The organism is Streptomyces sp. NPDC006552, assembly GCF_040611655.1.
Taxonomy (GTDB): Bacteria; Actinomycetota; Actinomycetes; order Streptomycetales; family Streptomycetaceae; genus Streptomyces.
The window spans coordinates 66253-91759 of the sequence record NZ_JBEXOS010000029.1; the positions used below are offsets into that span (position 1 = coordinate 66253).

Below are 25507 nucleotides of genomic sequence, written 5' to 3' on the forward strand. Positions count from 1 at the left end.
GGAGGCCCGCTAGATGGCACGGCGTTACGACACCAACGACGCTACCGACCGCGCAACCGGTCTGCGTGAAGCCGCGTCCGCCGTCCGCCGCGGCGAACTCGTCGTGCTGCCGACCGACACCGTCTACGGCGTCGGCGCCGACGCGTTCACCGCCGAGGCGGTCGGCGACCTCCTGGAGGCCAAGGGCCGCGGCCGCAACATGCCGAGCCCCGTCCTCATCGGCTCCCCGAACACGCTGCACGGCCTCGTCACGGACTTCTCCGAGATGGCCTGGGAGCTGGTCGACGCGTTCTGGCCCGGCGCCCTGACGATCGTCGCCAAGCACCAGCCGTCCCTCCAGTGGGACCTGGGCGAGACCCGCGGCACCGTCGCCGTCCGCATGCCGCTGCACCCGGTCGCCATCGAACTGCTCAACGAGGTCGGCCCGATGGCCGTCTCCTCCGCCAACCTCACCGGCCACCGCTCGCCGGAGGACTGCGACGCCGCCCAGGAGATGCTTGGCGACTCCGTCTCCGTCTACCTCGACGGCGGCCCCACCCCCGGCATCGTCCCCTCGTCGATCGTCGACGTCACCGGCAAGGTCCCGGTGCTGCTGCGCGCCGGTGCCCTCAGCGCCGACGAGCTGCGCAAGGTCGTACCCGACCTCGAGGTGGCGAATTGACAGCCCCTGAGACGGGGCGTGGCATAGGCACCGACTACGGGGCGCATCCGCTCCCCGGCGACTGCTTCCGCATCCTCCACGTCAGCACCGGCAACGTGTGCCGCTCGCCCATCACCGAGCGGCTGACCCGGCATGCCCTCGCGGACCGGCTGGGCGACCCGCTGGCCGGCGGGCTCGTCGTGGAGAGCGCGGGCACCTGGGGCCACGAGGGCGCGCCGATGGAGGCCAACGCGGAACAGGTCCTGGCCGACTTCGGCGCGGACGCCTCCGGCTTCGTCGGCCGCGAGCTCCTGGACGACCACGTCATAAGAGCCGACCTCGTGCTGACCGCGACCCGCGACCACCGCGCCCAGGTCATCTCCATGGGCCACAGCGCGGGCCTGCGCACGTTCACGCTGAAGGAGTTCACGCGGCTCGTGCAGGCCATAGACCCCGCGACCCTCCCCGACCCCCGGGACAGCGCCGCGGGCGGCGTGGTGGGGCGCGCACGGTCCCTGGTGCGGGCCGCCGCCGCGCTGCGCGGGTGGCTGCTCGCACCGAGCGTCGAGGCGGACGAGGTGTACGACCCCTACGGCGCCCCGCTGCCGTTCTTCCGCTCCGTCGGCGGCGAGATCAACGAGGCGCTGGACCCGGTGGTGCGGGCCCTGACCGGCGTCGCGTAGCCCGAGCCCAGGCGCCCCGGGCCGCCCGGCCCTACATTGGAAAGATGCCGGTCACGTCCGAACCCGCGCCCCTCACGGAGCTGACGCGCCAAGACCCCGAGCTGGCCGAGATCATCGCCGGTGAGGCGGCCCGCCAGGCCGGCTCCCTCCAGCTGATCGCCGCCGAGAACTTCACCTCGCCCGCGGTCCTGGAGGCCCTCGGCTCCCCGCTGGCCAACAAATACGCGGAGGGCTACCCCGGCGCCCGCCACCACGGCGGCTGCGAACTCGTCGACGTGGCCGAACGGATCGCCGTCGACCGCGCCAAGGCCCTCTTCGGCGCCGAGCACGTCAACGTGCAGGCGCACTCCGGCTCCTCGGCCGTGCTCGCCGCGTACGCGGTGCTGCTGCGCCCCGGCGACACGGTCCTCGCGATGGGACTGCCGGCGGGCGGCCACCTCACTCACGGCTCACCGGCCAACTTCTCCGGCCGCTGGTTCGACTTCGTGCCCTACGGCGTCGACCCCGTCAGCGGGCTCATCGACTACGACGAGGTCCGCCGCACGGCCCGCGCCCACCGCCCCAAGGCCATCGTGTGCGGTTCGATCTCCTACCCCCGGCACATCGACCACGCGGCCTTCCGCGCCATCGCCGACGACGTGGGCGCCTACCTGATCGCGGACGCCGCGCACCCCATCGGCCTCGTCGCCGGGGGAGCGGCCCCCAGTCCCGTCCCGTACGCCGACATCGTCTGCGCCACCACCCACAAGGTGCTGCGCGGTCCGCGCGGCGGCATGCTGCTGTGCCGCGCGGAGCTGGCGGACCGGGTGGACCGGGCGGTCTTCCCGTTCACGCAGGGCGGCGCGCAGATGCACACGATCGCCGCGAAGGCCGTCGCGTTCGGCGAGGCGGCGCAGCCGGCCTTCTCCGGGTACGCGCACCAGGTCGTGGCCAATGCCCGCGCGCTCGCCGCCGCGCTCGTCGCCGAGGGGTGCGGCGTCACCACGGGCGGCACCGACACCCACCTCGTCACCGTCGACCCGGCCCCGCTGGGCGTCGCGGCGCGGACCGCCCGCGGCCTGCTGGCCTCCGCCGGGATGGTCCTGGACACCTGTGCGCTGCCGCACGGCGACGGGCGCGGCCTGCGCCTCGGCACCGCCGCCGTCACCACGCAGGGCATGCGCGAGACCGAGGCGGCCCAGATCGCGGCGTTGCTCGCGGGCGTCGTACGCGGCGATCTCGACCCGCGCGCGACCCGCGAAGAGGTCCGGGAACTGGCCGCGCGCTTTCCTCCGTACGCCCGCGGCTGACGGGCCGGCGCCGCTCCGGGACACCCCTGGTACGGCGCCGCGACACAACCCGCCGGTCACTCGTGCAACCATCGTCGCTACCCGGAAGTCTCCATCGCCAAGCACACGAAGCTAGGGTGTGGGGCTGAGATGGCCAGCGATACCTGTGGGGAAGCCCGTGCGTGAATACCTGCTGACGCTCTGCATCACGGCCGCGGTGACCTATCTGCTCACAGGCCCGGTGCGGAAGTTCGCGATTGTGGCCGGCGCGATGCCGGAGATCCGTGCGCGCGACGTGCACCGGGAACCCACGCCGCGGCTCGGCGGTATCGCCATGTTCTTCGGCCTGTGCGCGGGCCTGCTGGTCGCCGACCACCTCACCAACCTCGACAAGGTCTTCGACTCCTCGAACGAGCCGCGGGCGCTGCTCTCCGGTGCCGCGCTGATCTGGCTGATCGGGGTGCTCGACGACAAGTTCGAGATCGACGCGCTGATCAAGCTGGGCGGCCAGATGATCGCCGCGGGCGTCATGGTCATGCAGGGTCTGACGATCCTGTGGCTGCCGATCCCGGGCGTCGGCACGGTCGGCCTGACCCAGTGGCAGGGCACGCTCCTGACGGTGGCCCTCGTGGTCATCACGATCAACGCGGTCAACTTCGTCGACGGCCTGGACGGTCTCGCCGCGGGCATGGTCTGCATCGCCGCCGCCGCGTTCTTCCTGTACGCCTACCGCATCTGGTACGGCTACGGCATCGAGGCCGCGGCCCCCGCGACGCTCTTCGCGGCGATTCTCATGGGCATGTGCCTGGGCTTCCTGCCGCACAACATGCACCCGGCCCGGATCTTCATGGGCGACTCCGGCTCGATGCTGATCGGGCTGGTCCTCGCGGCCGGCGCGATCTCCATGACCGGGCAGATCGACCCGGACGCCCTCAAGCTGAACCTCGGCGGCAGCACGCGGGACACCACGCACGCGATGCTCCCCGTCTTCATCCCGCTCGTGATGCCGCTGACGATCATCGCGATCCCGTTCGCGGACCTCGTCCTCGCGATCGTGCGCCGCACGTGGAACGGCCAGTCGCCGTTCGCCGCCGACCGCGGCCACCTCCACCACCGGCTGCTGGAGATCGGCCACTCCCACAGCCGCGCGGTCCTGATCATGTACTTCTGGTCGGCGCTGATCGCCTTCGGCGCGGTGGCCTACTCGGTGCACTCCGCGTCCGGCATGTGGGTCGTCCTCACCATCGTGGCCCTCAGCTTTGTCGGCCTGGTCCTCCTCCTGCTCCCGCGCTTCACCCCGCACGCCCCACGCTGGGCCCAGCACTTGGTGCCGCCGCGGTACCGCCGCCGGCGCTCCGCCGCCGCGACCGACGAGCCCGCCGAGGCGCCCGAGCCGCTCGGGGGGCACGACACCGAACAGGACCGGACGCCGGTCCCGGCAGGGCTCCACGGAGCGACCGCGATCGGGGGCCGGTCCCGCTTCACGGCTCAGGACAAGGACACGACCTACAACTGACCGGGCCGTTCGCCGTATCGTGCCCGGCCGCGCGTGGCGGACAGGTTGGCCGAGATCATCTCCCGCCCGTGCGTGAGGTTGTGGGCCGGCCACCGTCCGCCCTGCTCATCGCGGTGAGGGTGGGTGCTTCCGTTTGTGCGCAGAGTGTCGAGCAAGCGGGTTTTGAGACGTCGGAGGCCGGCGTCGCGTCGGTAAATCCCTGAAACCGCATGATCACCCGTGTTAGGAATGTTCACGTCATAGGGGGAACGCGCCGCTCCTGACCAGGGCGGCGCCCTCCTCACTCATGGGTGAGCGGAGGAAGAATGATGCGTAAGTCCGTCATGCTGGGCGTAGCGGCAGTGGCTCTGAGCGGGTCGCTGGGACTGCTGGGCAGCCCGGCCGTTGCCGCCCCTCAGGCGCAGACGGTCTCGGCCGTCGACGTAGTCGCCCAGGGAGCCGTACCGAGTTGCGTCAAGGTCACGAAGACCCACCAGGACGAGGGGTACAAGGCCTTCAAGGTCAAGAACAACTGTGCCGGCACGAAGAAGCTCAAGGGCATCTTCAAGTACGGCTACGACTCGGCCTGCAAGTCGGTCAAGTCGGGCAAGACCGGCATGCTCTCGTCGATGCAGCCGTGGGTCGACTACGACAAGGTCGTCACCTGCTGAGCGTGATCGAAAGGCTCGTTTCCTGAGAGGGAACGGCAAAGACGCCCCCCGAAGGTCCGTCCGGACCCTTCGGGGGGCGTCTCCGTGTGTGTACAACCATCGGCTGGGTGGCCGAGTCGACGCCTGTCTCCTCTGTTCACCGCGGACATACCTAACCGGGCTCTCAAAGCCTCCTGATACAGGACGATTTCCCCTCTCCGACGCACAGACGCGCAGGTTCCCCCTCACGTGTGACGGTTGGCACACGTTCTAGGTAAAGACCGCATCAAATAGTTTGTGATACCGTTCACGAAACCCGGGGATAGAGCCGAAAGACCGTAGTGCGACGGTCCCTTGGCCCGGATTTCCTCTCTCGGCCCCGGACTACGCTCGTCCATGACGACACCCTGCCCCCACCAGTAAGCGGAGCGCCGCCATGCCGTCCAATGACGCACGGACCCTTGTTCATACCGCAGTACCCACAGCCGCCGTCGGCGCGATCGCCGTCGTGGTCAGTGCTGGGGTCGCGGGGGGCAAGGGTGCTCTCGGTGCGGTGGTCGGTACGTTGGTGACCCTGATCTTTATGGGGCTGGGACTCGTGGTGCTGCAACGCACCGCCAAATCGCTTCCGCACCTGTTCCAGATGATGGGGCTACTGCTGTACGCGGCCCAGTTGCTGCTCATGGTGATCTTCGTGGCCCTGTTCCAGGACACGTCCTTCTTCAACCCCCGAGCCTTCGCGCTGACGCTTGTCGCCACGACCCTCACCTGGATCGGTGCGCAGGCACGTGCCCACATGAAAGCCAAGATCCTCTACGTCGAACCCGACCCCCAGAAGGGCGAGCAGCCCGAGAAGTCGGGGTCGAAGACGTGAAGCGTAGGGGCGGGATAAGTGGGGGTTCACGACCCTGCTATCGTCCGGTGCCAACTGCGGCATCGCGGGCGCGGGCATCTGAGCTGACGCCTGCTGTAACGCGAGGCTCGATGCCCAACTGCCGCCCCCACATCCGTAACACCAGTCCCGTGCCGAACTGCGGCTGCACGCCGCGCCGACACAACGAGGTTGCCGTACCTATGCGCCACGCTGAAGGAGCCCGCGGTGAGTGCTGACCCGACGCAGGTGCTCGCCTTCGAGACCGACTGCCACATTTTTGATGGATGTGGCTTCCCGGCTCCCGGCCTGCACTCGTTCCTGTTCGAGCCCCTGTGGGGCGATGCCGACAGCAACCTTTACTTCAACAAGCCGATGCTGCTGGCCTTGCTCGGCTCGCTCGTCGTGGTCGGCGTCTTCTGGGCGGCCTTCCGCAAGCCGAAGGTCGTTCCCGGCAAGCTGCAGATGGTTGTCGAGGCCGGTTACGACTTCATCCGGCGCGGCGTCGTCTACGAGACCATCGGCAAGAAGGAGGGCGAGAAGTACGTACCGCTGATCGTCTCGCTCTTCTTCTTCGTCTGGATGATGAACCTCTGGTCGGTCATCCCGGTCGCTCAGTTCCCGGTCACGTCGATCATCGCCTACCCGGCCGTGCTCGCCCTGATCGTCTACGTCCTGTGGGTCTCGCTGACCTTCAAGCGGCACGGGTTCGTCGGTTTCTTCAAGAACGTCACCGGCTACGACAAGTCGCTGGGCGCGGTCCTGCCGCTGGCCATGGTCATCGAGTTCTTCTCGAACCTGCTGGTGCGTCCCTTCACGCACGCCGTGCGACTCTTCGCGAACATGTTCGCGGGCCACACGCTGCTGTTGCTCTTCACGATCGCCAGCTGGTACCTGCTGAACGGCATCGGTATCGCCTACGCCGGCGTCAGCTTCGTCATGACCATCGTGATGACCGCGTTCGAGCTCTTCATCCAGGCACTTCAGGCGTATGTGTTCGTCCTTCTGACGTGCACCTACATCCAGGGCGCGCTCGCCGAGAACCACTGAGCGTCTCCCGCACCACGCACCCCCAAACGTCCGGTGGCCAACCCCCACCGGTTCGCAAAGAAAAGGAAGAACTGGCATGTCCCAGACCCTTGCCGCTGTTTCCGGATCGCTCGGCTCCATCGGTTACGGCCTCGCTGCCATCGGCCCCGGCGTCGGCGTCGGCATCATCTTCGGTAACGGCACCCAGGCCCTGGCCCGTCAGCCCGAAGCGGCCGGCCTGATCCGCGCCAACCAGATCCTCGGCTTCGCCTTCTGTGAGGCGCTCGCCCTCATCGGTCTGGTCATGCCGTTCGTCTACGGCAAGTGATCCACGGATCCACGAACCGCTGACTAGACGAAAGGCACTGACATGAGCCAGCTGCTCACGGTAGCGGCCGAGGAGATGGAAAATCCCCTCGTCCCGCCGATTCCCGAGCTCGTCATCGGCCTGATCGCCTTCGTCATCGTCTTCGGCTTCCTCGCCAAGAAGCTCCTCCCGAACATCAACAAGGTTCTGGAAGAGCGGCGCGAGGCCATCGAAGGCGGTATCGAGAAGGCCGAGGCCGCTCAGACCGAGGCCCAGAGCGTTCTTGAGCAGTACAAGGCTCAGCTCGCCGAGGCCCGGCACGAGGCCGCGCGGCTGCGCCAGGAGGCGCAGGAGCAGGGCGCCACGCTCATCGCCGAGATGCGCGCGGAAGGCCAGCGGCAGCGTGAGGAGATCATCGCCGCCGGTCACGCCCAGATCGAGGCCGACCGCAAGGCCGCCGCGCAGGCGCTGCGCCAGGACGTCGGCCAGCTGGCCACCGACCTGGCCGGCAAGCTCGTCGGCGAGTCCCTCGAGGACCACGCCCGGCAGTCGCGCACGATCGACCGTTTTCTCGATGGTCTCGATGAGACCGCGACGAAGGCAGAGGCCGCTCGATGACCGTGCACGGAGCGAGCCGCGAGGCCCTCGTCGCCGCGCGTGAGCGTCTGGACGCGCTGACCGACTCCACGTCGGTCTCCGCCGAGGCACTCGCCGGCGACCTGGCCGCGGTTACCGCGCTGCTCGACCGCGAGGTCTCGCTGCGCCGGGTCCTCACCGACCCGGCGCAGGACGGCGACGCCAAGGCGGAGCTCGCGGGCCGGCTGCTCGGCGGCCAGGTCAGCGGCGAAGCCGTCGACCTGGTGGCCGGACTGGTCCGCTCCCGGTGGTCGGCCTCGCGCGACCTGGTCGACTCCCTGGAGGAGCTGGCCGACACCGCGGAGCTGACCGCGGCGCAGAAGAACGGTGACCTCGACGACGTCGAGGACGAGCTGTTCCGGTTCGGCCGGATCGTCGGCTCCGACGCCGCGCTCCGCTCCGCGCTCACCGACCGCACCGCGTCGGCCTCGGCCCGCGGCGGCCTGGTCAGGGAGCTTCTCGGCGGCCGGGCCCGGCCCACCACCGAGCGACTCGTCGCGCGGCTGGTGACCACGCCCCGGGGACGTAGCCTGGAAGCGGGACTCGAGTCCCTCTCCAAGCTCGCCGCCGAGCGGCGGGAGCGCATGGTGGCCGTCGTCACCACCGCGGTTCCGCTGAGCGACCTGCAGAAGCAGCGCCTGGGCCAGTCCCTGGCGAGGCTCTACGGGCGCCAGATGCACCTGAACCTGGACGTGGACCCCGCGGTCCTCGGCGGGATCAAGGTGCAGGTGGGCGACGAGATCATCAACGGCTCCATCGCGGACCGCATCGAGGACGCCAGCCGCCGCATGGCCGGCTGACACCTCACCCACGTACGACTACGGCCCTAGTTGGGCCGTGCAGAGGATTCCTGGGGGCTGACCCCAGACCCCAAGAACACTTCGGGCCCAACAAGGAGAGCAGGGAACCCAGATGGCGGAGCTCACGATCCGGCCGGAGGAGATCCGGGACGCGCTGGAGAACTTTGTCCAGGCGTACAAGCCGGACGCGGCCTCGCGCGAGGAGGTCGGTACGGTCACCGTGGCCGGCGACGGCATTGCCAAGGTGGAGGGTCTTCCCTCGGCCATGGCCAACGAGCTGCTGAAGTTCGAGGACGGCACCCTGGGTCTCGCCCTCAACCTCGAGGAGCGCGAGATCGGTGCGGTCGTCCTCGGCGAGTTCAGCGGTATCGAGGAGGGCCAGCCGGTGCACCGCACCGGAGAGGTCCTGTCCGTCGGTGTCGGCGAGGGCTACCTCGGCCGTGTTGTCGACCCGCTCGGCAACCCGATCGACGGCCTCGGCGAGATCGAGACCAGCGGCCGACGCGCCCTTGAACTGCAGGCCCCGGGCGTCATGGCCCGTAAGTCGGTGCACGAGCCGATGGAGACCGGCTACAAGGCTGTCGACGCGATGACCCCGATCGGCCGTGGCCAGCGTCAGCTGATCATCGGTGACCGTCAGACCGGCAAGACCGCCCTGGCCGTCGACACGATCATCAACCAGCGTGACAACTGGCGCACCGGCGACCCGAAGAAGCAGGTCCGCTGCGTCTACGTCGCCATCGGTCAGAAGGGCTCCACCATCGCCTCCGTGCGCGGTGCCCTCGAAGAGGCCGGCGCGCTGGAGTACACGACCATCGTCGCCGCCCCGGCGTCCGACCCGGCCGGCTTCAAGTACCTGGCGCCGTACACCGGTTCGGCCATCGGCCAGCAGTGGATGTACGAGGGCAAGCACGTCCTCATCATCTTCGACGACCTCTCGAAGCAGGCCGACGCCTACCGCGCCGTGTCCCTGCTGCTCCGCCGCCCGCCGGGGCGCGAGGCCTACCCGGGTGACGTCTTCTACCTGCACTCCCGTCTGCTCGAGCGCTGCGCCAAGCTCTCGGACGAACTGGGTGCCGGTTCGATGACGGGTCTGCCGATCGTCGAGACGAAGGCCAACGACGTCTCCGCGTTCATCCCGACCAACGTCATCTCCATCACCGACGGCCAGTGCTTCCTGGAGTCCGACCTGTTCAACGCCGGTCAGCGCCCGGCCCTGAACGTCGGTATCTCGGTCTCCCGCGTCGGTGGCTCCGCCCAGCACAAGGCGATGAAGCAGGTCTCCGGCCGGCTCCGTCTCGACCTGGCCCAGTACCGCGAGCTGGAGGCGTTCGCCGCCTTCGGTTCCGACCTGGACGCCGCGTCGAAGTCGCAGCTGGAGCGCGGTCAGCGTCTGGTCGAGCTGCTCAAGCAGGCTCAGTACCAGCCGATGTCCACCGAGGACCAGGTCGTCTCCGTCTGGGCCGGCACCACCGGCAAGATGGACGACGTGCCGGTCTCCGACGTCCGCCGCTTCGAGCGCGAGCTCCTGGAGCACCTGCACCGCAAGGAGCAGGGCCTGATGACCTCCATCAAGGAGGGCGGCAAGATGTCGGACGACACCCTCCAGGCCGTCGCGGACGCGATCACGGAGTTCAAGAAGCAGTTCGAGACCTCGGACGGGAAGCTTCTCGGCGAGGACGCTCCGGCCGCGGCCGGTAAGTGACCACGGAAGGGACCTGACTCATGGGAGCCCAGCTCCGGGTCTACAAGCGTCGCATCCGATCCGTCACTGCGACCAAGAAGATCACCAAGGCGATGGAGATGATCGCCGCCTCGCGCGTCGTCAAGGCGCAGCGCAAGGTGGCGGCCTCCACGCCGTACGCGACCGAGCTCACGCGCGCGGTCACGGCGGTGGGGACCGGGTCGAACACCAAGCACCCGCTGACGACCGAGGCGGAGACGGCGACCCGTTCCGCGGTGCTGCTCCTCACGAGCGACCGCGGACTGGCCGGCGCCTTCAACTCGAACGCGATCAAGGCCGCCGAGAAGCTGACGGCGCGCCTCGAGGCCGAGGGCAAGGAGGTCGACACGTACATCGTCGGCCGCCGCGGTCTGGCCCACTACAACTTCCGCGAGCGCAAGGTCGTGGAGTCGTGGTCGGGCTTCACCGACGAGCCCACCTACGCGGATGCCAAGAAGGTCGCCGGTCCGCTCATCGAGGCCATCGAGACGGAGACGGCTCAGGGCGGCGTGGACGAACTCCACATCGTCTACACCGAGTTCGTCTCGATGATGACGCAGTCGGCGGTCGACGGCCGCCTGCTGCCGCTCAGCCTCGAAGAGGTCGCGGAGGAGACGGCGTCCAAGGGCGGCGAGATCCTGCCGCTGTACGAGTTCGAGCCGTCGGCGGAGGACGTCCTCGACGCCCTGCTGCCGCGCTACGTCGAGAGCCGTATCTACAACGCGATGCTCCAGTCGGCCGCCTCCAAGCACGCCGCCACGCGCCGCGCGATGAAGTCGGCGACCGACAACGCGGGAGAGCTGATCAACACGCTCTCCCGACTTGCCAACGCGGCCCGCCAGGCCGAAATCACCCAGGAAATCAGCGAGATCGTCGGTGGCGCCAGCGCCCTGGCCGACGCGAACGCGGGGAGTGACAAGTAATGACGACCACTGTTGAGACCGCGACGGCCACGGGCCGCGTCGCCCGGGTCATCGGCCCGGTCGTCGACGTGGAGTTCCCCGTCGACGCGATGCCGGAGATCTACAACGCCCTGCACGTCGAGGTCAACGACCCGGCCGAGGACGGCAAGCGCAAGACCCTCACGCTCGAGGTCGCCCAGCACCTCGGTGACGGTCTGGTCCGCGCCATCTCCATGCAGCCCACCGACGGTCTGGTCCGCCAGGCCGCGGTGACCGACACCGGTGCCTCCATCACCGTCCCGGTCGGCGACTTCACCAAGGGCAAGGTGTTCAACACCCTCGGCGAGGTCCTGAACGTCGACGAGCAGTACACGGGCGAGCGCTGGGGCATCCACCGCAAGGCTCCGAACTTCGACGAGCTCGAGTCGAAGACCGAGATGTTCGAGACCGGCGTCAAGGTCATCGACCTCCTCACCCCGTACGTCAAGGGTGGCAAGATCGGTCTGTTCGGTGGTGCCGGCGTCGGCAAGACGGTGCTCATCCAGGAGATGATCTACCGCGTCGCCAACAACCACGACGGTGTCTCCGTGTTCGCCGGTGTCGGTGAGCGCACGCGTGAGGGCAACGACCTCATCGAGGAGATGGCCGAGTCCGGCGTCATCGACAAGACCGCGCTTGTCTTCGGTCAGATGGACGAGCCGCCGGGCACCCGTCTGCGCGTGGCCCTCGCGGGTCTGACCATGGCGGAGTACTTCCGCGATGTGCAGAAGCAGGACGTGCTGTTCTTCATCGACAACATCTTCCGCTTCACGCAGGCCGGTTCCGAGGTCTCCACGCTGCTCGGCCGCATGCCGTCCGCCGTGGGTTACCAGCCGAACCTGGCCGACGAGATGGGTCTCCTCCAGGAGCGCATCACGTCGACCCGTGGTCACTCGATCACGTCCATGCAGGCGATCTACGTGCCCGCGGACGACCTGACCGACCCGGCCCCGGCCACGACCTTCGCCCACCTCGACGCGACGACGGTGCTCTCCCGTCCGATCTCGGAGAAGGGCATCTACCCGGCCGTGGACCCGCTGGACTCGACGTCCCGCATCCTGGACCCCCGCTACATCGCGGCGGACCACTACAACACGGCGATGCGCGTCAAGAACGTCCTGCAGAAGTACAAGGACCTCCAGGACATCATCGCGATCCTCGGCATCGACGAGCTGGGCGAGGAGGACAAGCTCACCGTCCACCGCGCCCGTCGCGTGGAGCGCTTCCTGTCCCAGAACACCCACGTCGCCAAGCAGTTCACCGGCGTCGACGGGTCGGACGTGCCGCTGGACGAGTCGATCGTGGCCTTCAACGCGATCATCGACGGTGACTACGACCACTTCCCGGAGCAGGCGTTCTTCCTCTGCGGTGGCATCGAGGACCTCAAGGCCAACGCCAAGGAGCTCGGCGTCTCCTGACCCCGAGCGCAGCGAGAGGGCCGGGTCCGTCCCGGCCCTCCCGCACCGCCCACTAGACTTTGACCCAACACCCGGCAGCGAGCGTTGCCGGGTGGTGACCCGAGGAGCCCACCTTGGCTGCTGAGCTGCACGTCGAGCTCGTCGCCGCGGACCGCAGTGTCTGGTCCGGCGAGGCCACCCTGGTCGTCGCGCGTACCACGTCCGGCGACATCGGCGTCATGCCCGGTCACCAGCCGCTGCTCGGTGTGCTGGAGTCGGGCCCGGTGACGATCCGTACGAGCGAGGGAGGGACGGTCGTGGCAGCTGTGCACGGCGGTTTCCTCTCGTTCGCGGACAACAAGCTGTCGCTGCTGGCCGAGATCGCCGAGCTGTCGGACGAGATCGACGTCCAGCGAGCGGAGCGGGCGCTGGAGCGCGCTCAGTCGGACGCCGACGCGTCCGCCGAGCGCCGTGCCGACGTCCGACTGCGTGCGGTGGCGGCGCGCTGATCCCAGCGAGCCCGTAGACGCGACTCAGCCGCGGCTCGGTCCGGAGATACGCTCTCCGGACCGGGTCGCGGCTGTGGCGATCTACAACTGTTTTTGCTGTTCCGTTATCTGGCGTTTGGATCTGTCGAGAAGCGAGGAGGTCGGTGCAGATGGTCCTCGTTCTCGTGCTGTGCGTAGTCGCGGTCGTCGTACTCGTACTGCTGGGGCTCTTTGTCTTCGGGCTGCGGCGCCGGCTGATCCAGCGCTCGGGGGGCACGTTCGACTGCTCGCTGCGGTGGGACGCGCCCGGCCCGGACGCCGAGGACACCTCCGGCAAGGGCTGGGGGTACGGCATCGCCCGCTACAACGGTGACCGGATCGAGTGGTTCCGGGTCTTCTCGTACGCGCCGCGCCCGAAGCGGATCCTGGAGCGGGCGGCCATCGAGGTGACCGGCCGGCGCGCTCCCGACGGCGAGGAGGAGCTGGCGCTGCTCTCCGACGCGATCGTCCTCGCCTGTACGCACCGGGGGAGCCGGCTCGAACTCGCGATGAGCGAGGACGCGCTGACCGGTTTCCTGGCCTGGCTGGAGGCGGCACCGCCCGGCCAGCGGGTGAACGTGGCGTAGCCCGGCCTCTTGGCCTGGGCATGGAAGAAGCCGGGCAGGTGGGGGGCGTTCCCACCGGCCCGGCTTCAGTCTTGAGGAGCCCGGGTGGCTACTTCAGGCCGGAGTCGATCGCGCCGACCAGCTCACCGTTGGCCGTGTCGCCGGAGAACTCCCAGAAGAACGCTCCGCCGAGCCCCTGGGACTTCGCCCAGCTCATCTTCGAGCCGATCGTCGCCGGGGTGTCGTAGGACCACCAGTCCGAGCCGCAGAACGCGTAGGCCGTACCGGCGATCGTGCCGTTCGAGGGGCACTTGGTCTTGAGGACCTTGTAGTCCTCGATGCCCTGCTCGTAGGTGCCGGCCGCCGGGCCGGTCGCCGTGCCACCCGGCTCCTTCTGCGTGACCCCGGTCCAGCCGCGCCCGTAGAAGCCGATGCCGAGCAGCATCTTGGCCGCGGGGACGCCCTGGGCCTTCAGCTTGGCGATGGCGTCGGCGGAGTCGAAGCCCTGCTGCGGGATGCCGTTGTACGAGGTGAGCGGGGAGTGCGGGGCCGTCGGACCCTTGGCGTCCCAGGCGCCGAAGAAGTCGTAGGTCATCACGTTGTACCAGTCGAGGGACTGGGCCGCGCCCGCGTAGTCGGTCTTCTCGATCTTGCCGCCGGCGCTGCCGTCGGCGGTGATGGCGGCGGTGACCAGGTTCTTCGTGCCGAACTTGGCGCGCAGGGCCGAGGTGAGCCCCTTCAGCGCGGCCGGACCGGAGGTGTCGCAGGTCAGGCCGCAGGCGTTGGGGTACTCCCAGTCGATGTCGATGCCGTCGAAGACGTCGGCCCAGCGCGGGTCCTCGACCAGGTTGTAGCAGGAGTCGGCGAACGCGGCCGGGTTCTTCGCCGCCTCACCGAACCCGCCGGACCAGGTCCAGCCGCCGAAGGACCACAGGATCTTGAGGTTCGGGTGCTTGGCCTTCAGCTGGCGGAGCTGGTTGAAGGCGCCGCGCAGCGGCTGGTCCCAGGTGTCGGCCTGGCCGGAGACGGAGTTGGCCGCGGTGTAGGCCATGTCCGTGTCGGCGTAGGAGTCGCCCATGGTGCACTTGCCGCCCTGGACGTTGCCGAAGGCGTAGTTGATGTGCGTGACCTTCGCGGCCGAGCCGGAGGTCTCCAGGTTCTTCGGGTAGTACTGGCGGCCGTAGACGCCCCAGTCGGTGAAGTAGCCCAGGTTGACCTTGCCCCCGGTGCCCGGGTTGCCCGGGTCGGTGCCGCCGCCGCCCGTGGTGTGGACCTTGACGGAGCCGGAGACCGGCCCGGTCTGGCCGGCGGTGTCGCGGGCCTGGACGGTGTACGAGTAGTCGGTGCCCGCGGTCAGGCCGGTGTCGGTGTACGTGGTGCCGGTCACCGTGGCGACCGTGGCGCCGTCGCGCAGGACGTCGTAGTTCTTGACGCCCTTGTCGTCGGTGGCGGCCGGCCAGGAGAGTTTGACCGAGGTGTCGGTGACGGCGGAGGCGGCCGGGGTGCCGGGCGCGGAGGGGGCGGTGTCGCCGGGCACGTCGCCGCCGTCGCAGGAGGCGCCGTTGATCTTGCAGCCGGTCGGGGCGCCGGTCCCGGAGCCGTTGAAGCCGAACGAGATGGAGGCGCCGGGGGCGAGCGAACCGTTCCAGGAGAGGTTCTTGCCGGTCCAGTGGTTCGCAGAGTTGGTGACGGTCGCGTCCCAGGCCGAGGTGACCTTGGTCCCGGTGGGGAAGTCCCACTCGACGGCCCAGGAACTGAGCGCCGTGGTACCGGAGTTCTTGATGGTCCACTTGCCCTCGAAGCCGCTGCCCCAGTCCTGGGTCTTGGCGTACGTGGCCGTGACCGCGGTCGCCTCGGCGGCGGCGTGGGACGGGGTGGCGAGGCCGACCAGGGCGGCGGCCGGCAGCAGCAGCGTGGTCAGCGCCGCGGTGGTTCGGTGTCGCAGTCTTCGTCGGGGTACGTCACTTGAGCGCATGGAGTGCTCCTCGGGTGGTCCTGGGTTCACTTGACGGGGGACGGAACCCTGCGACGCCCGTGAGCACCGGAGTGGGGGGTGTGCTCACCGCAGTGCGGCGAGAATAGAAAGGTCTGGACCAGCGGTCAAGGTCTAAACCAATTAAGGCTTCCGGTCGGCCTGCCGCGCGCCCCCGCGCCCGCTACCGCCGCAACTCCTGTGCCAGCACCGCCGCTTGCACCCGGCTGCGCAGCTCCAGCTTGCCGAGCAACCGGCTGACGTGCGTTTTCACCGTCGCCTCCGCCATGTCGAGCCGCTCCGCGATCTCCGCGTTCGACAGCCCCTCGCCGAGCCGGCCGAGGACCTCCCGCTCGCGCCGGGTCAACGTGGCCAACTGCGGGGGAGCGGGCCGCGGTCGCGCCCGCTCGGCGCCCGCGGCGAACTCGGCGATGAGCCGCCGCGTCACGGCGGGCGCGATCAGCCCCTCGCCGCGCGCCACCGTTCGCACCGCCTCGATCAGGTCCGCGGCGTCGGTGTTCTTCAGCAGGAACCCGGCCGCCCCCGCCCGCAGCGCGCCGAAGACGTACGCGTCGAGGTCGAACGTGGTCAGGACCAGGACGTCCGCCAGCCCCTCGCCGACCACCGCGCGGGTGGCCGCGACGCCGTCGAGGCGCGGCATCTGGACGTCCATGAGGACGACGTCGGGCCGCAGTTCGCGGGCCAGGGCCACCGCCTGCTCGCCGTCCCCGGCCTCGCCGGCGACCTCGATGTCGGGGGCGCTGTTCAGGATCAGGACGAGCCCGGCCCGCACGGCGCTCTGGTCCTCGGCGACGAGTACGCGGATCACGCGGGGTCTCCTTCGGGCGCGGGGACGTCGAGGGGGAGAACGGCCCGGACCCGCCAGATCCCGCCGCCCGGGCCGGGCTGTGCCGGGCCCGCCTCGAAGGTGCCGCCGAGCAGCGCCGTGCGCTCGCGCATGCCGACGAGCCCGGCGCCCGAACCGGGGGCGCGCGGCCCGTCCCGGTGGCCGTACGGGCTGGTCACGCACGCTTCGAGGTGCGCGCCCCGCCGCTCGACCGTGACGGTGACGCGGCCGGGCGCGGCGTGCTTGAGCGCGTTCGTCAGGGACTCCTGGACGATGCGGTAGGCGGCGAGGCCGACCGGTGCGGGCAGCCCGTCGGTCGGGCCGGTCAGGCTGAGCGTGACGTCGACTCCGTTCGTACGGGACTGCTCCACGAGCGCGCCCAGACCGTCCAGGGAGGGCGCGGCGGCCGGTTCGGTGTCGCCGCTGGAGTCGCGCAGGATGCCGATGAGGCGGCGCATCTCGGCGAGCCCGTCGACGCTGTTCTCGCGGATCGTCTCCAGGGCGGTACGGGTGGTGGCCGGCTCGTCGATCAAGAGCGCGGCCGTGGAGTGGATGGCGATGGCCGACAGGTGGTTCGCCACCATGTCGTGCAGTTCGCGCGCCATCCGCGCGCGCTCCGCCGTCACCGCCTGGGCCCGGTCCATCTCGGCGAGCAGCGCGGTCTGTTCGGCCCGCAGCCGCGCGTCGGCGGCCCGGTCCCGGTGGTTGCGCACGAGGGCGCCCGTCGCCGCGGGGCCGTACGAGACGAGCCCGGTCATGACCCCCACCAGGACCGCCTCCGGCTGCCGCCACCAGGCCAGGAAGCCGAGCGTGGCGGCGACCGTGACCAGGCCGGTGGTGACCGGCAGCCGCCGGGCCGCGGCCGGACTCCCGTAGACCACGCCCGCGTACATCAGGTCGGTGTACATCAGCACCGTCGCCAGGCTGCCCGGGGTGCACTGGTCGGCGACGAGGACGAGGGTGCCCGCCACCACCGCGCACCGCGGCCGGGTCCGGCGCAGCAGCTCCAGGGCGGCCATCGCGGCGAGCGGCAGGAGCAGCCACGCGCCGCCGAGCGGGCGCCCGGTGTTCATGGCGAGCCCGATGCCCCACAGCGCCAGGCCGCCGAGCAGCCCCGCCACGGCGATGCGCACGTCGTCGCGGTGCGGGCGGGGCGGCAGCGGGTGCATGGCTCCATCCAACACGTACGGCGCGGGCCGGGCATGGTGCCGCGGGACGAGGGCGCGCGGGCCGCGGCTACATCGAAGGATGCAGCGGTACTTCGTCACCGGCGACGACGATCACGGCCCTGGTGGCGGCGACGCTGGAGGGAGAGGGAGAGGAGCCCACCGTGATCGTCACGCTGATCGTCGTCTGCGAGATCGCCTTCTGGGTGCTGCTGGCCGCCGGCCTCGCGCTGCGCTACGGGGCGGGGATGCCGCGGGCGGGCGTCGCGGTGCTGCTGTGCGAGCCGCTGCTCGAAGTGCTGCTGCTCGTCGTCACCGCCGTCGACCTCAAGAACGGCGCGGAGCCCGACTGGAAGCACGGCCTGGCCGCGGTCTACATCGGCTTCACCGTCGCGCTCGGGCCCGCCACGATCCGGTGGGCCGACGCCCGCGTCGCCCACCGCTTCGCGGGCGGCCCGCCGCCGTCCGCCCCCACGTACGGGGCGCCCCGCGCGATCCACGAGTGGCGGACCGCCGGGCGCTGGATCCTCGCCTCGCTCATCGCCGTCGCACTGCTTCAGGGAGCGATCTGGTACGTCGGCGGGGACGGGCCGACCGATCCGCTGAGGGCGTGGCAGCGGAGGATGCTGTGCGTGATCGCCGTCAACGTGCTCATCGCGCTGAGCTACACGGTCTTCCCCAAGAAGGCGCCGGCCGACGCGGGCTAACGCTCGCCGCCCGGCACCCACAGCACGTCCCCGACCTCCTTGTTCGCCGTCCGCGCGAGGATGAACAGCAGGTCGGAGAGGCGGTTGAGGTAGGTGGCCGTCAGCGGGTTCATCGTCTCGCCGTGCACTTCGAGCGCGGCCCACGTGGACCGCTCGGCCCGCCGCACCACCGTGCACGCCTGGTGCAGCAGCGCCGCCCCGGGCGTGCCGGCGGGCAGGATGAAGGAGCGCAGCTTCTCCAGCTCCGCGTTGAAGCGGTCGCAGTCCGCCTCCAGCTTGTCGACGTAGAACTGCTCCACGCGCAGCGGCGGGTACGCGGGGTCCGCCACGACCGGGGTCGACAGGTCGGCGCCGACGTCGAAGAGGTCGTTCTGGACGCGGGTGAGGACCGTGACGACCTCCTCGTCGAGGTTCCCGAGCGCGAGGGCGGTGCCGATCACGGCGTTCGCCTCGTTGGCGTCCGCGTACGCCGAGATCCGCAGATCGGTCTTGGCGGTGCGGCTCATGTCGCCGAGGGCCGTGGTGCCCTTGTCTCCGGTACGGGTGTAGATGCGCGTCAGATTGACCATGCGGCCAGCGTAGTTATGCCCCGGCCGCACGGAAGGCACGTGTGCCCACTGTCACGGCGAGTGCGGCGAAGACGGTGGCGGCCAGCGCCCCGTACAGCATGTGCGCCGTCGCGTACTGGCCCACGTACGCGTCCCGCATCGCGTCCACCAGATAGCGCACCGGCATGACGTGCGAGAGCGCGTCCAGCCAGCCGGGGGCGAGCGCCATCGGCAGCATCAGGCCGGAGAGCAGCATCGAGGGCATGGTGACCGCGTTGATGACGGGCCCGAACTCCTGGGGCGTGCGGACCCGGAACGCCAGCGCGTACGACAGCGACGCGAGCGAGACCGTCAGGAGCGCGACGAAACCGAAGCCGATCAGCACGCCGGGCAGCGGCGCGCGCAACCCCATCACCAGCGCGGCGAGTACCAGCAGGACGGCCTGGAAGAGGAAGAGCGCGGTGTCCCGCAGCACCCGGCCCAGCAGCAGCGCGAGCCGGCTGACCGGCGTGACGCACATCCGCTCCACGACGCCGCTGTGCTTCTCCAGGATGATGCCGAAACCGCTGAACGCGGCGCCGAAGAGACCGAGCTGGAGCAGCAGTCCGGGGACCAGGACCTGCCAGGAGCTGCCCACCGCGCCCAGCGGCAGACCGGTCAGGAGCGGGCCGAAGAACAGCAGGTAGAGCAGCGGCATCAGGACGCCGAAGAGCATCTGGAAGCGCGAGGAGAGGGTCTGCCGGGCGTACCGGCCGAAGATCAGCAGCGTGTCGGAGGCGAGGTTCGTCATCGGGCTCACACCGCCACCGGGGTCGTCTGCGCGGGCGCGGGACCGCGTCCGGTGATCGCCAGGAACGTGTCCTGGAGGGTCGCGTCGGCCGACCCGCCGTAAGCGAGCTTGAGGGCGCTCGGGGTGCCCTCGGCCGCCACGACGCCCCGGTCCACCACGACGATCCGGTCGGCGAGCGCGTCGGCCTCGTCGAGGTAGTGCGTGGTGAGGAAGACGGTCGTGCCGTGCTCGTCGCGGAGCCGGCGCACCAGCGCCCACAGTTCGGCGCGGCTGCCGGGGTCGAGCCCGGTCGTCGGCTCGTCGAGGAAGAGCACCGCCGGGCGGTGGGTCAGCCCCATGGCGAGGTCGAGCCGGCGCCGCTGGCCGCCGGAGAGCGCGCCGGTCCTGCGCTCCAGCAGGCCGGTGAGGCCGAGGTCGGCCGCCAACTCCCGGGCGCGGGCCTGCGCCTGGGTCTTCGTCAGGCGGTACAGGCGGCCCTGGGTGACCAGCTCCTCGCGGACGGAGACGGACGGGTCGACGCCGCCGGACTGGGCCACGTAACCGACCGCGCCGCGCACCCCCGCCGGGTCGCCGGCCAGGTCGTGGCCGGCGACGGTGGCCGCGCCGCCGGTGGGCGGCAACAGGGTGGTGAGCATCCGCAGGGTGGTGGTCTTGCCCGCGCCGTTCGGGCCGAGGAAGCCGAGGATCTCGCCGGGCGCCACGCGCAGGTCGACGCCGCGCACGGCCTCCACCGGCCCCTGCTTGGTCTGGAAGGTCCGGGCGAGCCCGGACGCGCTGATGACTGGCATGCGCCCAGAAAAACAGAGGCACTGAAATTTTGCAATGCCTCCAAAATTTCAGCGAGACCAGTCGGTGGCTAGGATCGGTCCATGGCAGAGGCACGGGCGGAAGGGCTCCGGGAGCGCAAGAAGCGGCAGACCCGGCAGTACATCTCGGATGTGGCGACCGGGCTCTTCCTGGAGCGCGGCTTCGACGCGGTGACCGTCGCGGAGGTCGCGGCCGCCGCGGACGTCTCGGTGAACACCGTCTACAACTACTTCCCGGCCAAGGAGGACCTCTTCCTCGACCGCTCCAGAGGCGTCGTCGACCGGATGTCCCGCTGGGTGCGCGGCCGCGCGCCGGGGGAGTCCGCGGCCCGCGCCGTCCTGCGGGAGCTGCGTGAGGAGATCGAGGCCGTCTCCCCGCGTGTCGGCCTCATGGCGGGCTACAGCGACTTCATGCGGGTCGTGCACGGCGCCCCCGCGCTCCGCTCCCGCCTGTGGGCCATCCAGCAGGAGGTCCACGACCACCTCGCGCGGACGCTCCGCGAGGAGACCGGCGCCGCCGCGGACGACCCGCTGCCCGACCTGATCGCCGGTCAGATCGGCTGGGTGCACCAGACCGTCATGGCGACCATCGGCCGGCGCATGCTCGCGGGCGGCGCCCCGGCCGCGGTCTCCCGCGAGATGCTCGACGTGCTCGACGAGACCGAGGAACTGCTGAGCGAAAAGGTGCTCAACTACGCCGTGCGCGGCGCCTGATGGCCCCGCGGTGCCCGCACCGGTGTGATGTCCGTCATTCGAGACGTGACGCGCATCTCTATGCGGTCACACGGCCCCTCACGGGCGCTAGGGTCCGCAAAAGAGCAACGTAAACATGGGTCCGCGCGGTAAGTGGGACGCGGTGAGAGGGAGTCGCACGTGGCAGGGAAGCTCGCCGTCATCGGAGCCGGTCTCATGGGGTCCGGCATCGCCCAGGTCTCCGCGCAGGCGGGCTGGGACGTCGTCCTGCGGGACGTCACCGACGAAGCCCTCACTCGCGGGACCGACGGCATCAAGGCGTCGTACGACAAGTTCGTGAGCAAGGGCAAGCTGGACGCCGCGGCCGCCGAGGCGGCGCTCGCCCGCATCACCACCACCACCGACCTGGACGCGGCCGCCGACGCCGACATCGTCGTCGAGGCCGTCTTCGAGAAGCTCGAGGTCAAGCACGAGATCTTCCGGTCGCTCGACAAGATCGTGCGCGCCGACGCCGTGCTCGCCTCGAACACCTCCGCCATCCCGATCACCAAGATCGCGGCGGTCACCGAGCGTCCCGAGCGCGTCGTCGGGGCGCACTTCTTCTCGCCGGTCCCGATGATGCAGCTGTGCGAACTCGTGCGCGGCCACAAGACGAGCGACGAAACCCTCGCCACCACGCGGGAGTTCGCCGAGTCGGTCGGCAAGACCTGCATCGTCGTCAACCGCGACGTGGCCGGCTTCGTGACCACGCGGCTCATCTCCGCCCTCGTCGTCGAGGCGGCGAAGCTCTACGAGTCGGGCGTCGCCACCGCCGAGGACATCGACACCGCCTGCAAGCTCGGCTTCGGCCACGCCATGGGACCGCTGGCCACCGCCGACCTCACGGGCGTCGACATCCTGCTGCACGCGACCGGCAACATCTACACCGAGTCCCAGGACGAGAAGTTCGCGCCGCCGGAGCTGATGCGCCGGATGGTCGATGCCGGTGACATCGGACGCAAGAGCGGGCAGGGCTTCTACAAGCACGCGTGACGTACGGCTGACGCCATGTCACCCGTCGGGGTGAATTCGGTATCGGTTCGCTCACAGACGGCAACTTCTGGCCCATTCGGCCAGTCAGTTGCAGTGACATACCCAGATCACCTGGATCACATGACCACCTGAGTACCCGAGTACTTCTGCCTTTCACCGGGGAGCGCATATGCACATCAGGGGCGACCACGTCGAGCTGGTCGTCGGGGGCCGCCTCGACGTCCGCAGCGCGGCGGACGCCCGTACGGTCCTGCACACCGCCGTGGACGACGGTTTCGGCGACCTCGTGCTCGACCTGTCCGAACTCGACTCGTGGGACGCCACCGGACTCGGCGTCATCATGGGCGCCCACCGGCGTGCCGGGCGCTGCGGACGCCGGCTCGTGCTGCGCGGCGTGCCGGCCCAGATGCAGCGCCTGCTCGTCGCGACCCGGCTGCACCGCATCCTGGCCATCGAAGGCGGCATCGGCGTCGAGTCGCTGCCCCGGGTGTGACCGTGCCCGCGGTGAGCGGGCCCCAAGGATGAAGCAGGCGTTCCGCAGGGAAGTACGCACAATCCTCACGAGACTGTGACGTCTCGGGCGGCACGGGACCCCGGTGTTCGTAGATACTGTGCGAAGGTCTAGGGTTCGCTCGCCCGCGGAATGTCGAACCCGCCACGCGGGGACCGGACCAGAAGCGACAGCGCAGTGTGCACAGGCCGGGAGGGGCAAGGGGCACCACGCTTTTGGGGGCTTTCACCATGGACCCGATGGACCGGGAACCGGAAGATTTCAGCCAGGACCGCCAGGGCGAGCCGTCCGCGCGCGACGACCGCCGGCGGCCGCCGCGCGACCAGCTCACGCCCGACTTCGGCCAGCCCTCGCCCGCGCTCGCCCGCACCGCGCGGCTCGTCTGCGGCGACCACCTGCTGACCGTGAACCCGGTCGACGGCAGCGAGATCGAGCCCTGCCCGCCGGCTGAGCGCCCCGGCCGGCCCGCCAAGCACGACGCCGCCGAGCGCGCCGAACTGGCCCGCGCCGCCCGGCCGCCGCTGCCGCCCGGACCCGCGCTGCCCCGGCTGCCGCTCCTGGAGCGGCAGGAGGAGCGCGAGCGGCTCGTCCGGCTCCTCGCCCGCGGCCGTTCCGTACGGCTCACCGGCCCCTCCGGCGCCGGCCGCACCGCGCTGCTCGACCAGGTCGCCGAGGACTGCGCCGGCCTCGCGCCCGACGGCGTGGTCCGTCTGTCGGGACACCGGCGCACGGCCTTCGACGTCCTGTACGACCTGTTCGGCGCCGTCTACCGGGCGCCCCTGCACCGCCCCGACCGCGCCCTGCTGCTCGAACTCGTCCATGAGATCGGCGCCGTCGTCGTCCTCGACGACCTCGAGTTCGGCGGCGCCGCGCTCGACGAACTCCTCGACGCGACACCCGAATGCGCCTTCCTGCTCTCCGCGACCCCCGAGGTCGCCGCGCCGGCCGCCGGCGCCCAGGTGGAGGAGGTCTTCCTGGGCGGCCTCGGCCGGGGCAGCAGCCTGGAGCTGCTGGAGCGGGCCGTCGGCCGCGTCCTCACCGACGACGAGGCGCAGTGGGCCGGCGACCTCTGGTTCGAGTCCGAGGGGCTGCCGCTGCGGTTCGCCCAGGCCGGCGCCCTGCTGCGACAGCGCGACCGGCTCAGCGCCGACCCGGACACCTTCGACGCGTTCGGCGTCCAGGAGGACGCCGAGCCGCTCGACGTGCCCTTCGACCCCGAGGACGCCCGGGACGTACCGCTGCCCTCGCTCGCCGACGCGGCCGCGCCCGCCGCGCTGCTCGCCTCCCGGCTGAGCCCCTCGGCCCGCGCCACCCTGCGGTTCGCCGTGGCGCTCGGCGGCGAACTCCCGCACCAGGCGCACCTGCCCGCGCTCGTCGGGGACACCCACGCCGACGCCGCCCTCGCCGAGCTGGCCTCCTGCGCGCTCGTCACCACGGTCGGCGGGCGCTACCGCCTCGCCTCCGGGGTGCAGGTGCAGCTGGAGGCGGCGGGGTACGCCGAGGACACCGTCGAGTACGCCCGCAGCGCCGCCCGGCACTACACCTGGTGGGCCGGGCACCCCTCGGTCGGGCCCGAGCGGGTGGCCGCCGAGTCCGACGCCGTGCTCGCCGCGCTCTCCGTCCTCGTACCGCGGACGACACCGCCCGGGGAGGAGGAGACCAGCGACTCCGTCGAGCTGGCCCGCGCCGCCGCGCCCGCCTTCGCCGCGGGGCTCGCCTGGAGTGCCTGGGAGCGCGCCCTGCGGGCCGGGCAGGAAGCGGCCCGGCTCGCCGGTGACATCCCCGAAGAGGCCTACTTCCACCACGAGTTGGGGATACTCGCGCTGCTGGGCGGCCACCTCGACCGGGCCCGCGCCGAGCTGGAGGCCTCCATCGGGCTGCGCGGCGCCCTCGCCGACAAGCGGGGCACGATCGCCGGACGCCGGGCCCTCGCCCTTGTCGCGGACCGCTCCGGCGGCCCCCTGCCCGGCGAGCGTGCCGCCGCCGGCGAGGAGGTGCCGGAGGTGGGCCACGCGGAGCCGGCGACGCCGCCCGCCGGCGTACCGGTCCCGTTCCCGCTGCTCGCGCCGGAGCGCGAACCGGACACGGTGGTGACCCGGCGCCGGCCGCCGGTGCCGCCCGCCCCGACGGCCGTCGGCGGCAAGGCGCCCGTGCGCCGCTCCCTGGTCCGCGGGACCCGGCGCAATCTGGTCGCGGCCGGGGCCGGGGCGCTGCTCGTGGCGGTGCTCGGCACCGTCGTGACGCTCGGCGCCACGTCGGACAACGACGAGCCGTCGTCCGGCAAGGTCGGCACGGGCCCGTCGGCGACGGCGGGGGAGAGCGGCGGGGACGTGGACGCGGATCCGGCCGAGCCGGGCGGGAGCACCAGCGGGGGCGGCGGGGCCGTGCCGGGGCCGACCGATCCGGGGGCGGACGGGATCGCGGGCACCGCGGACGATCCGACTCCGTCGCGGTCGGCGGGGGGTACGCCGTCGGACGACCCGAGCGGGTCGAAGGAGCCGGGCGATTCGACGTCGTCGTCGCCCAGTAAGACGCCGTCGAAGCCGAGCAGCAGGCCGCCGTCGTCGTCCCGGCCGCCGAGCAGCAAGCCCCCGACCTCCTCCGAACCGCCGGAGAGCTCGCCGCCGCCGACGTCAGAGCCGCCGGAGACGCCGCCGGCGACGCCGGACACGTCCGACTCGGCGAGCAGTCCGGTCACCGTCGGTGTGTCGGGTCCGGCGTCGAGCGGGCCGGACAGCAGCAGTCCCGTGATCTGACGGGGCGAGGGCAGCCGGGTCCGAAGAGGCGGCCCTCCTCGAAGGAGCCGACCTCGGCCGGGTCGTCGGCCGCCTTGACGAGGGTCGCGGTCGCGGCGACACCGTCGGCGACGGCCCCCTTGTACGTCGCCTTCACCTCGACGGCG

Annotated in this window: 27 protein-coding genes; 20 read left to right on the forward strand and 7 right to left on the reverse strand. The window is 70.8% G+C overall.

Translation table 11 applies throughout. From position 1 onward, the window contains the following. Positions 1 to 13: 13 nt before the first annotated feature. From ABZY33_RS18515 to ABZY33_RS18585, 15 genes are all read left to right on the forward strand, one after another. Positions 14 to 661, forward strand: coding sequence for an L-threonylcarbamoyladenylate synthase (locus ABZY33_RS18515; protein WP_356492651.1), 648 nt, complete (start codon positions 14 to 16; stop codon positions 659 to 661). Positions 662 to 684: 23 nt separating this feature from the next. Continuing rightward, entirely contained in the window at positions 685 to 1323 is a 639-nt protein-coding gene (locus ABZY33_RS18520) for a protein-tyrosine-phosphatase (protein ID WP_356492681.1), read from the forward strand. Between the two features lie 44 nt (positions 1324 to 1367). Continuing rightward, positions 1368 to 2612: a serine hydroxymethyltransferase gene (glyA, locus tag ABZY33_RS18525; protein WP_356492652.1), complete on the forward strand. Its 1245-nt coding sequence runs from the start codon at positions 1368 to 1370 to the stop codon at positions 2610 to 2612. A gap of 157 nt (positions 2613 to 2769) precedes the next feature. Beyond that, complete coding sequence (locus ABZY33_RS18530; RefSeq protein WP_356492653.1) at positions 2770 to 4107, forward strand: MraY family glycosyltransferase; 1338 nt, start codon at positions 2770 to 2772, stop codon at positions 4105 to 4107. Positions 4108 to 4415: 308 nt separating this feature from the next. Continuing rightward, positions 4416 to 4757 carry a hypothetical protein gene (locus ABZY33_RS18535; protein WP_356492654.1) on the forward strand — a complete coding sequence of 114 codons (342 nt, stop codon included), beginning with the start codon at positions 4416 to 4418 and terminating at the stop codon, positions 4755 to 4757. A gap of 415 nt (positions 4758 to 5172) precedes the next feature. After that, the gene (locus ABZY33_RS18540; protein ID WP_356492655.1) at positions 5173 to 5610 is read left to right on the forward strand and encodes a hypothetical protein; all 438 of its coding nucleotides are present in this window, start codon (positions 5173 to 5175) and stop codon (positions 5608 to 5610) included. A 210-nt stretch (positions 5611 to 5820) separates the two neighbouring features. Further along, positions 5821 to 6657, forward strand: a complete 837-nt coding sequence (gene atpB / locus ABZY33_RS18545; RefSeq protein ID WP_356492682.1) for a F0F1 ATP synthase subunit A — start codon at positions 5821 to 5823, stop codon at positions 6655 to 6657. Positions 6658 to 6733: 76 nt separating this feature from the next. Then, the gene (gene atpE, locus ABZY33_RS18550) at positions 6734 to 6964 is read left to right on the forward strand and encodes an ATP synthase F0 subunit C (protein ID WP_024884520.1); all 231 of its coding nucleotides are present in this window, start codon (positions 6734 to 6736) and stop codon (positions 6962 to 6964) included. Between the two features lie 42 nt (positions 6965 to 7006). Beyond that, positions 7007 to 7561: a F0F1 ATP synthase subunit B gene (locus ABZY33_RS18555; protein WP_356492656.1), complete on the forward strand. Its 555-nt coding sequence runs from the start codon at positions 7007 to 7009 to the stop codon at positions 7559 to 7561. 2 nt (positions 7562 to 7563) lie between these two features. Beyond that, positions 7564 to 8379 carry a F0F1 ATP synthase subunit delta gene (locus tag ABZY33_RS18560; RefSeq protein ID WP_356492683.1) on the forward strand — a complete coding sequence of 272 codons (816 nt, stop codon included), beginning with the start codon at positions 7564 to 7566 and terminating at the stop codon, positions 8377 to 8379. A gap of 112 nt (positions 8380 to 8491) precedes the next feature. Next, positions 8492 to 10084: a F0F1 ATP synthase subunit alpha gene (gene atpA / locus ABZY33_RS18565; protein ID WP_356492657.1), complete on the forward strand. Its 1593-nt coding sequence runs from the start codon at positions 8492 to 8494 to the stop codon at positions 10082 to 10084. A gap of 20 nt (positions 10085 to 10104) precedes the next feature. Beyond that, complete coding sequence (locus ABZY33_RS18570) at positions 10105 to 11025, forward strand: F0F1 ATP synthase subunit gamma (protein WP_356492658.1); 921 nt, start codon at positions 10105 to 10107, stop codon at positions 11023 to 11025. Beyond that, on the forward strand, positions 11025 to 12461 hold the full coding sequence (atpD, locus tag ABZY33_RS18575) for a F0F1 ATP synthase subunit beta (RefSeq protein WP_356492659.1): 1437 nt from the start codon (positions 11025 to 11027) through the stop codon (positions 12459 to 12461). The genes ABZY33_RS18570 and atpD overlap by 1 nt, the downstream gene beginning before the upstream one ends. Positions 12462 to 12574: 113 nt before the next feature. Continuing rightward, positions 12575 to 12949, forward strand: coding sequence for a F0F1 ATP synthase subunit epsilon (locus ABZY33_RS18580; protein WP_356492660.1), 375 nt, complete (start codon positions 12575 to 12577; stop codon positions 12947 to 12949). Positions 12950 to 13098: 149 nt separating this feature from the next. After that, positions 13099 to 13554, forward strand: coding sequence for a DUF2550 domain-containing protein (locus ABZY33_RS18585; RefSeq protein WP_356492661.1), 456 nt, complete (start codon positions 13099 to 13101; stop codon positions 13552 to 13554). A gap of 88 nt (positions 13555 to 13642) precedes the next feature. Here the strand turns inward: ABZY33_RS18585 and ABZY33_RS18590 are convergent, their stop codons facing one another. The 3 genes from ABZY33_RS18590 to ABZY33_RS18600 form a co-directional block, all read right to left on the reverse strand. Beyond that, positions 13643 to 15508, reverse strand: a complete 1866-nt coding sequence (locus tag ABZY33_RS18590; protein WP_356492662.1) for a glycoside hydrolase family 18 chitinase — start codon at positions 15506 to 15508, stop codon at positions 13643 to 13645. A gap of 181 nt (positions 15509 to 15689) precedes the next feature. After that, a complete protein-coding gene (locus tag ABZY33_RS18595; RefSeq protein WP_356492663.1) occupies positions 15690 to 16334 on the reverse strand; it encodes a response regulator transcription factor in 645 nt (214 codons plus the stop codon). Continuing rightward, positions 16331 to 17521, reverse strand: coding sequence for a histidine kinase (locus ABZY33_RS18600; RefSeq protein ID WP_356492664.1), 1191 nt, complete (start codon positions 17519 to 17521; stop codon positions 16331 to 16333). Before ABZY33_RS18600 ends, ABZY33_RS18595 begins: the two co-directional genes overlap by 4 nt. Before the next feature lie 161 nt (positions 17522 to 17682). Here ABZY33_RS18600 and ABZY33_RS18605 point away from each other — a divergent pair, with 161 nt between their 5' ends. Continuing rightward, a complete protein-coding gene (locus ABZY33_RS18605) occupies positions 17683 to 18225 on the forward strand; it encodes a hypothetical protein (RefSeq protein WP_356492665.1) in 543 nt (180 codons plus the stop codon). Here the strand turns inward: ABZY33_RS18605 and ABZY33_RS18610 are convergent. From ABZY33_RS18610 to ABZY33_RS18620, 3 genes are read right to left on the reverse strand one after another with little or no spacing between them, the layout of a single operon-like run. Further along, positions 18222 to 18794 carry a cob(I)yrinic acid a,c-diamide adenosyltransferase gene (locus tag ABZY33_RS18610; protein ID WP_356492666.1) on the reverse strand — a complete coding sequence of 191 codons (573 nt, stop codon included), beginning with the start codon at positions 18792 to 18794 and terminating at the stop codon, positions 18222 to 18224. The genes ABZY33_RS18605 and ABZY33_RS18610 overlap by 4 nt on opposite strands. Before the next feature lie 13 nt (positions 18795 to 18807). Next, positions 18808 to 19563: an ABC transporter permease gene (locus ABZY33_RS18615; protein ID WP_356492667.1), complete on the reverse strand. Its 756-nt coding sequence runs from the start codon at positions 19561 to 19563 to the stop codon at positions 18808 to 18810. A gap of 5 nt (positions 19564 to 19568) precedes the next feature. Beyond that, positions 19569 to 20351 carry an ATP-binding cassette domain-containing protein gene (locus tag ABZY33_RS18620; protein ID WP_356492668.1) on the reverse strand — a complete coding sequence of 261 codons (783 nt, stop codon included), beginning with the start codon at positions 20349 to 20351 and terminating at the stop codon, positions 19569 to 19571. 81 nt (positions 20352 to 20432) lie between these two features. On the opposite strand from ABZY33_RS18620, the gene ABZY33_RS18625 reads away from it, so the two are divergent. From ABZY33_RS18625 to ABZY33_RS18640, 4 genes are all read left to right on the forward strand, one after another. After that, positions 20433 to 21083 (forward strand): TetR/AcrR family transcriptional regulator, encoded by a 651-nt coding sequence (locus ABZY33_RS18625; protein ID WP_356492669.1) that lies wholly within the window; start codon positions 20433 to 20435, stop codon positions 21081 to 21083. A 159-nt stretch (positions 21084 to 21242) separates the two neighbouring features. Beyond that, the gene (locus tag ABZY33_RS18630) at positions 21243 to 22094 is read left to right on the forward strand and encodes a 3-hydroxyacyl-CoA dehydrogenase family protein (RefSeq protein WP_356492670.1); all 852 of its coding nucleotides are present in this window, start codon (positions 21243 to 21245) and stop codon (positions 22092 to 22094) included. Positions 22095 to 22263: 169 nt separating this feature from the next. Continuing rightward, the gene (locus ABZY33_RS18635; protein ID WP_356492671.1) at positions 22264 to 22587 is read left to right on the forward strand and encodes an STAS domain-containing protein; all 324 of its coding nucleotides are present in this window, start codon (positions 22264 to 22266) and stop codon (positions 22585 to 22587) included. A gap of 248 nt (positions 22588 to 22835) precedes the next feature. Beyond that, positions 22836 to 25361 carry an ATP-binding protein gene (locus ABZY33_RS18640; protein ID WP_356492672.1) on the forward strand — a complete coding sequence of 842 codons (2526 nt, stop codon included), beginning with the start codon at positions 22836 to 22838 and terminating at the stop codon, positions 25359 to 25361. Here ABZY33_RS18640 and ABZY33_RS18645 read toward each other — a convergent pair. Continuing rightward, a partial coding sequence (locus ABZY33_RS18645; RefSeq protein WP_356492673.1) for a hypothetical protein occupies positions 25300 to 25507 on the reverse strand: 208 nt, incomplete at its 5' end. The genes ABZY33_RS18640 and ABZY33_RS18645 overlap by 62 nt on opposite strands.

Bases quoted from the DNA above. Each gene is read 5' to 3' on its own strand.
- ABZY33_RS18620 (WP_356492668.1), bottom strand. From the start codon at position 20,351: ATGCCAGTCATCAGCGCGTCCGGGCTCGCCCGGACCTTCCAGACCAAG.
- ABZY33_RS18570 (WP_356492658.1), top strand. From the start codon at position 10,105: ATGGGAGCCCAGCTCCGGGTCTACAAGCGTCGCATCCGATCCGTCACT.
- ABZY33_RS18635 (WP_356492671.1), top strand. From the start codon at position 22,264: ATGCACATCAGGGGCGACCACGTCGAGCTGGTCGTCGGGGGCCGCCTC.
- glyA (WP_356492652.1), top strand. From the start codon at position 1,368: ATGCCGGTCACGTCCGAACCCGCGCCCCTCACGGAGCTGACGCGCCAA.
- ABZY33_RS18615 (WP_356492667.1), bottom strand. From the start codon at position 19,563: ATGACGAACCTCGCCTCCGACACGCTGCTGATCTTCGGCCGGTACGCC.
- ABZY33_RS18600 (WP_356492664.1), bottom strand. From the start codon at position 17,521: ATGCACCCGCTGCCGCCCCGCCCGCACCGCGACGACGTGCGCATCGCC.
- ABZY33_RS18625 (WP_356492669.1), top strand. From the start codon at position 20,433: ATGGCAGAGGCACGGGCGGAAGGGCTCCGGGAGCGCAAGAAGCGGCAG.
- ABZY33_RS18555 (WP_356492656.1), top strand. From the start codon at position 7,007: ATGAGCCAGCTGCTCACGGTAGCGGCCGAGGAGATGGAAAATCCCCTC.
- ABZY33_RS18590 (WP_356492662.1), bottom strand. From the start codon at position 15,508: ATGCGCTCAAGTGACGTACCCCGACGAAGACTGCGACACCGAACCACC.
- ABZY33_RS18515 (WP_356492651.1), top strand. From the start codon at position 14: ATGGCACGGCGTTACGACACCAACGACGCTACCGACCGCGCAACCGGT.
- atpD (WP_356492659.1), top strand. From the start codon at position 11,025: ATGACGACCACTGTTGAGACCGCGACGGCCACGGGCCGCGTCGCCCGG.
- ABZY33_RS18610 (WP_356492666.1), bottom strand. From the start codon at position 18,794: ATGGTCAATCTGACGCGCATCTACACCCGTACCGGAGACAAGGGCACC.
- ABZY33_RS18640 (WP_356492672.1), top strand. From the start codon at position 22,836: ATGGACCCGATGGACCGGGAACCGGAAGATTTCAGCCAGGACCGCCAG.
- ABZY33_RS18585 (WP_356492661.1), top strand. From the start codon at position 13,099: ATGGTCCTCGTTCTCGTGCTGTGCGTAGTCGCGGTCGTCGTACTCGTA.
- ABZY33_RS18535 (WP_356492654.1), top strand. From the start codon at position 4,416: ATGCGTAAGTCCGTCATGCTGGGCGTAGCGGCAGTGGCTCTGAGCGGG.
- ABZY33_RS18540 (WP_356492655.1), top strand. From the start codon at position 5,173: ATGCCGTCCAATGACGCACGGACCCTTGTTCATACCGCAGTACCCACA.
- atpE (WP_024884520.1), top strand. From the start codon at position 6,734: ATGTCCCAGACCCTTGCCGCTGTTTCCGGATCGCTCGGCTCCATCGGT.
- atpA (WP_356492657.1), top strand. From the start codon at position 8,492: ATGGCGGAGCTCACGATCCGGCCGGAGGAGATCCGGGACGCGCTGGAG.